General features: G+C 73.4%; 3 protein-coding genes and 1 pseudogene. All 4 read left to right on the top strand.

Features of this window, described 5'->3' with window-relative positions; genetic code table 11:
- A pseudogene (locus tag AOK09_RS32385) lies at window positions 1-546 on the top strand (serine/threonine protein kinase); the annotation flags it as partial.
- A 117-nt stretch (window positions 547-663) separates the two neighbouring features.
- A complete protein-coding gene (locus AOK09_RS32380) occupies window positions 664-2079 on the top strand; it encodes a dihydrolipoyl dehydrogenase family protein (protein ID WP_055590792.1) in 1416 nt (471 codons plus the stop codon).
- Between the two features lie 253 nt (window positions 2080-2332).
- Window positions 2333-3988 carry a succinic semialdehyde dehydrogenase gene (locus AOK09_RS32375; RefSeq protein ID WP_055590791.1) on the top strand — a complete coding sequence of 552 codons (1656 nt, stop codon included), beginning with the start codon at window positions 2333-2335 and terminating at the stop codon, window positions 3986-3988.
- Between the two features lie 81 nt (window positions 3989-4069).
- On the top strand, window positions 4070-5791 hold a 1722-nt coding region (locus AOK09_RS32370; RefSeq protein WP_055590790.1), incomplete at its 3' end, for a GMC family oxidoreductase N-terminal domain-containing protein.

The raw sequence follows: 5791 nt of genomic DNA, 5'->3' as shown, positions 1-5791 counted from the left end.
CCCGGTTCGCCGTCGCCCACCCCGTCGTCCCCTGCGTCCCCGCCGGCCTTCGCACCGTCGGACCCCCAGTCGTCGGCGCCGGGCGCCCCGAAGTCCGTCGCCCCCGACGGCTACAGCTGGATGAAGGACCCCGGCGGCTTCAGCTTCCTGCTGCCCAGCGGCGCGCAGACCTGGGTCCGTACGGTGGACAGCGGCCAGATCGACTACAGCCCGGACGCCAGGAAGCACTATCTGCGCTTCTCGGTGACGTCGGGGCAGACCGAGGCCCCGCTGGAGCACGCCGAGACCATGGAGAAGACGGTCGGGCAGTCGGCGGGCTACCAGCGGAAGCAGCTGGTGGAGAACACCTTCAAGGGCCACGACGGTGCCGTCTGGGAGTTCACCTACGACGCGGTGACCGGCCCCCGCCATGTGATCGAGCAGCTCTACCGCGACGACCAGGGCACGGAGTACGCCATCTACCTGTCCTACCCGGAGGAGGACTGGCAGACGGGCGAGCAGCGGTTCACCCAGATCCGCAACAGCTTCACCCCGGACGGCGGCTGACTTCAGCCGCCGTCCCCCGGGACCGATCGGCGTCACGCGCGTACGGTGGAAGGAAGGCCGGGTGCGGGCCCGCCCGCCCCGGTACCGCGTCGCCACGCGCTCCGGGAGGAGGCCGTCATGGCCGTCACGGACCGGCTGCCGCAGCAGCCCCAGCAGGTGGACGCAGTGGTTCTGGGCATGGGCCCGGGCGGTGAGGAGGTCGCCGGGCGCCTCGCCGACGCCGGCTGGGACGTGGTGGGCGTCGACGAGCGGCTGCTGGGCGGCGAGTGCCCCTACTGGGGGTGCATCCCGTCCAAGATCATGGTGCGGTCGGCCGATCTGGTCGCCGAGGGGCACCGCATCCCCGGAGTCGCCGGGACCGCCATGGTGCGTCCGGACTGGCGGCCGGTGGCCCGCCGGGTGCGGGGGGCCACCGACGACTGGAACGACAAGGTGGCCGTGGACCGCTTCGTCACCCGGGGCGGGCGCTTCCTGCGCGGCCAGGGCCGGCTGACCGCCCCGGACGAGGTCACGGTGGAGACGCCGGACGGCGCCGAGGCCGTGCTGCGTCCGCGCCGGGCCGTCGTCATCGCGGTCGGCTCGGAACCGGCAATCCCCCCGGTGCCGGGGCTGGCCGCCACCCCGTACTGGACCAACCGGGAGGCGATCGAGGCCGCCGACCTCCCGGAGTCGCTGCTGGTGCTGGGCGGTGGGACGGTCGGGCTGGAACTGGGCCAGGCGATGCAGCGCTTCGGCAGCGCGGTGACGGTGGTGGAGGTGGCACCCCGGCTGCTGGGGCAGGAGGAGCCGGAGGCCGACGAACTGCTCCGCCGGGTGCTCACCGATGACGGTCTGGAGGTCTACACCGGGGCCGAGCCCGCCGCCGCCTCCCACGACGGGAGCCGCTTCACCCTGGAGCTCGTACGCGGGGAGCGGCTGACCGCGGAACGGCTGCTGGTGGCCGCCGGACGGCGGGTGGACCTGGCGCGGTTCGGCGCCGGGGTGCTGGAGGTCGACGACACGGCGCCGGCCCTGGCGGTGGACCCCCGGATGAGGGTGCGCACCCCGCTGGCGGGCGGCCCCGGGGTCTGGGCGGTCGGCGATGTGACGGGCCATGGGGCGTTCACGCATATGGCGATGTACCAGGCGGATGTGGCGGTGCGGGCCATCCTCGGCGAGGGCGGCCCGCAGGCCGAGTACCACGCGGTGCCCAGGGTCACCTTCACCGACCCCGAGATCGGCGCGGTCGGACTGACGGAGGCTCAGGCCCGGCGGCGTGGACTGCAGGTGCGGATCGGGCACACCGATCTCTCCCGGAGTGTGCGCGGCTTCATCCACGGTCCGGGCGGTGAGGGGTTCGTCAAGCTGGTGGCGGACGCCGGTGCCGGGGTGCTGGTGGGGGGGACGGTCGCCGCTCCCTGCGGCGGGGAGGTCCTGGGTGCGCTCACCGTCGCCGTCCGGGCGAGGGTGCCGATCGCCGAGCTTGCCCGGACGATCTGGGCCTATCCGACCTTTCATCGCGCCCTCGGCGAGGCCTTGCGCGACCTGGGCTAGGGCTTGTCTGACGATTCGCGCCAGGCGGGAATCGTCAGACAAGCCCCAGGGACCGGGGTGCGCCGGGATTCCCGGCGGCGGACGGGTCTGCGGTGCCGGGTGCGGCCGCTCGCCGTGGGGGCCGGCGGCTCCCGTACGTCCGGCCGGTGCACGGACGGGTGCCCGAGATCGCGCCAGTGATTGCTGGCAGATTTTGCGAATTCCGGTTACCGACGGGTACCCAACCCGGCCCCGAGCGCCTACGCTTCGCGGCATGACGGAAACCACGGTGGACAGCCAGAACGCGCCCGAGCCGCGGAAGGCCGAGCCGGACACCGAGCCCGGGGGCAACCCCACCGCGCCCGGTGGCGGCCGTACGGTCGCCGACGTGGTCACCGCGGACCTGGCCGCCCGGCTCGCCAGGGGCGTCACGGCCGGTTCCGGAGCCACCCCGGCCCACACCAGGGCGCCGTTCACCGGTGAGGTGCTGGCCGAGCTCCCGCAGTCCACCCCGGCCGACGTCGAGGAGGCCTACCGCCGGGCCCGAGCCGCCCAGCGCGACTGGGCCGCCCTGCCGGTCCGCCGCCGCGCCGCCGTGCTGCTGCGCTTCCACGACCTGCTGCTGCGCCGTCAGGACGAGGTGCTGGACCTCGTCCAGGCCGAGACCGGCAAGGCCCGCATCCACGCCTTCGAGGAGGTGCTGGCGGTCGCCGGCGCCGCCCGCCACTACGGCCGGGCCGCCGCCGGGTACCTCAGGGACCGCCGTCGCGGCGGCGCCGTCCCCGTCCTCACCCACACCCTGGAGGCCCGCCGCCCCAAGGGCGTCATCGGCCAGGTCTCCCCCTGGAACTACCCGCTGGAGCTCTCCGTCGGCGACGCGCTCCCCGCCTTCGCGGCCGGCAACGCGGTGGTCAACAAGCCCGACACCCAGACCGCCCTCACCGCGCTCTGGGCCCGGGAACTCCTCGTCGAGGCCGGACTGCCGGCCGACCTCTGGCAGATCGTGATCGGTGACGGGCCGGTGGTCGGCCCCGCCGTGGTCGACGGCGCCGACTACGTCTCGTTCACCGGCTCCACCCGTACCGGCCGCGAGGTCGCCCAGCGGGCCGCCGCCCGCCTGGTCGGCGCCTCCCTGGAACTCGGCGGCAAGAACGCGCTGCTGGTGCTGGAGGACGCCGACCTCGACAAGGCCGCCGCAGGTGCCGTACGCGCCTGCTTCTCCTCCGCCGGGCAGCTCTGCATCTCCATCGAGCGCCTCTTCGTCCACCGGTCCGTCGCCGACGCCTTCCTGGAGCGCTTCGCCGCCCGGGTCTCGGCGATGCGGCTGGGCACCGGCCTCGCCTACGGCGCGGACATGGGCTCGCTGGTCTCCCAGCGGCAGCTGGACACCGTCACCCGCCATGTCGACGAGGCGGTCAAGAAGGGTGCGACGGTGCTCACCGGCGGCCGCCCCCGCCCCGACCTCGGCCCGCTGTTCTACGAGCCCACCGTGCTCGACGGCGTCGACGACACCATGGCCGTCTGCGCCGAGGAGACCTTCGGCCCGGTCGTCTCCGTGTACCGCTTCGACTCCGACGACGAGGCGGTCGAGCGGGCCAACGCCACCCCGTACGGCCTCAACTCCAGCGTCTGGACCCGCAACACCCGCCGTGGCCGCCAGGTGGCCGCCCGCCTGCGCACCGGCACCGTCAACGTCAACGAGGCCTATGCCGCCGCCTACGGCTCCAGCGCCGCACCGATGGGCGGCATGGGGGACTCCGGACTCGGCCGACGGCACGGCGCCGAGGGCATCCTCAAGTACACCGAGGCCCAGACCGTCGCCACCCAGCGGCTGCTTCCCATCGCGCCGTCGCTGGGCATGGATGACGCCGCCTTCGCCGCCTTCTTCACCCGCAGCCTCAAGGCGCTGAAGGCACTCCGGCTGAAGTAGCCCACCCGACCCGTCCCCGCGCCGTACCCACCACCACCCGCGCCACGCGGTTACGCAGCATGCCCGGAAGGAGCCCCTTCGATGACGAGCACCACCGAGGAGTTCGACCACGACGTGATCGTCGTCGGGTCGGGTTTCGGCGGATCGGTCGCCGCCCTGCGCCTGACTGAGAAGGGCTACCGGGTGGCCGTCCTGGAGGCCGGCCGCCGCTACGGAGCCGCCGACCTGCCGAAGAACTCCTGGGACCTGCGCAGCTATCTCTGGGCCCCCGCCCTCGGCCTCTACGGCATCCAGCGCATCCATCTGCTGCGCAATGTGCTCATCCTGGCCGGCGCGGGCGTCGGCGGAGGCTCGCTCAACTACGCCAACACCCTCTACGTCCCGCCCAAGGCGTTCTTCGAGGACCGCCAGTGGCAGCACATCACCGACTGGCAGGCGGAACTGGCGCCGTTCTACGACCAGGCGCAGCGGATGCTGGGTGTCCGGCTCAACCCGACCATCACCCCCTCCGACGTCCACCTGCGGGCGGCCGCGGAGAAGATGGGCGTCGGGGACACCTTCCACACCGCTCCGGTCGGTGTCTTCTTCGGCGACGGCGAGGACGCCGGCGGCGGCGCCAGGACCGAACCCGGCGCGGAGGCCGACGACCCGTACTTCGGCGGTGCCGGACCGCGCCGGCGGGCCTGCACCGAGTGCGGCGAGTGCATGACCGGCTGCCGCCACGGAGCCAAGAACATGCTCACCGAGAACTATCTCCACCTCGCCGAGCGCGGCGGCGCCGAGATCCACCCGCTGACCACCGTCACCAGGATCAGCGAGCACGGCGACGGCTACGCCGTGCAGGTCCGCCGGACCGACGCCCGCCGCGGTGGAGTGCGCACCCTGACCGCCCGCCGGGTGGTGGTCGCCGCCGGCACCTACGGCACCCAGTCGCTGCTGCACGGCCTGAAGGACGGCGGGCACCTGCCGCGGATCTCGGACCGGCTCGGTGAACTCACCCGTACCAACTCCGAGGCGCTGGTGGGGGCCCAGACCACCGACCGGCGCTACGGGCAGCGTGCCGACTTCACCAAGGGGGTGGCCATCACCTCGTCCATCCACCCGGACGAGAACACCCACATCGAGCCGGTGCGCTACGGCAAGGGCTCCAACTCCATGGGCTTTCTGTCCATCCTGCAGGTGCCCGGGGGCGGACGGGCGCCGCGCTGGCTCAGCTTCCTGGCCGCCTCGGTGCGGCACCCGGCCATGTTCGCCCGCTCGATGAGCAAGCGGCGCTGGTCGGAGCGGACCATCATCGGCCTGGTCATGCAGTCGCTGGACAACTCCATCACCGTGTCGGTCAAGCGCAAGGGCCTGGGCAAGGGCAAGCTGACGTCCCGTCAGGGGCACGGGGCCCCCAACCCGGGCTGGATCCCGGCCGCGGAGCAGGCGGCCCGGCTGATCGCCGCCGAGATCAACGGGTTCCCGGGGTCCACCGTGGGGGAGATCTTCGACATCCCGCTGACCGCCCACTTCATCGGCGGCTGCCCGATCGGCGACAGCCCGGAGACGGGCGTGGTCGACCCCTACCACCGCCTCTACGGCCACCCCGGCATCAGCGTGGTCGACGGCTCGGCGATCTCCGCCAACCTCGGGGTCAACCCCTCCCTCACCATCACCGCCCAGGCGGAGCGGGCCATGTCCATGTGGCCCAACAAGGGCGAGGCCGACCCCCGCCCCGCCCAGCAGGAGGCCTACCGCCGCGTCCCCGCGGTGGAGCCCGTCCGCCCGGCCGTCCCGGAGGACGCCTACGCCGCCCTGCGG

Source organism: Peterkaempfera griseoplana (assembly GCF_001418575.1).
GTDB lineage: Bacteria > Actinomycetota > Actinomycetes > Streptomycetales > Streptomycetaceae > Peterkaempfera > Peterkaempfera griseoplana.
This window is presented reverse-complemented; position numbering and strand designations above follow the sequence as displayed.

Coding starts and splice junctions, on each gene's coding strand:
- AOK09_RS32380 (WP_055590792.1), top strand. CDS start 664: ATGGCCGTCACGGACCGGCTGCCGCAGCAGCCCCAGCAGGTGGACGCA.
- AOK09_RS32375 (WP_055590791.1), top strand. CDS start 2,333: ATGACGGAAACCACGGTGGACAGCCAGAACGCGCCCGAGCCGCGGAAG.